The 478-nt window shown below is 72.2% G+C and carries 1 protein-coding gene; it reads left to right on the top strand.

Annotation, left to right across the window (positions count from 1 at the left end):
- Positions 1-478 (top strand): VOC family protein (locus ACOADB_RS13645; protein WP_378599466.1); only part of this gene is annotated, 478 nt, incomplete at both ends.

Below are 478 nucleotides of genomic sequence, written 5' to 3' on the forward strand. Positions count from 1 at the left end.
CGCCGTCGTCGAACGACTGGTCTCGCTGGGCGCGAGCCACGCGGACATCGGGCAGGGCGACGTGCCGTGGGTCGTGCTCACCGACCCCGCGGGCAATGCCTTCTGCGTGCTCGAGGAACGGTCGTCGTACGACGGCACGGGACCGGTCGCGGGCCTGCCGCTCCAGGTGGCCGATGCCGAGCGGGACGGCGCCTTCTGGGAGTGGCTGACCGGCTGGGTGCCGGTCGAGGGGAGTGGGCTGGTGAGCCTGCGGCACCCCTCGCTGCGCGGTCCGCTGCTCGACCTGTCCGCCGAGGCGGGTCCGAAGGGTACGGCGAAGAACCGGACCCACCTCGACCTGCGACTGGAGGCCGGCGACGACGCCGACGAGGTCGCCCGAGGCATCACGGACCGTGGTGGTCGTGAGCTGCACTTCGGCTGGGGTGAGCTGCCGTGGCGGCACTTCGCTGATCCGTCGGGCAACGAGTTCTGCGTGCTG

The organism is Nocardioides sp. CPCC 206348, from assembly GCF_048654705.1.
Classification (GTDB): domain Bacteria; phylum Actinomycetota; class Actinomycetes; order Propionibacteriales; family Nocardioidaceae; genus Nocardioides.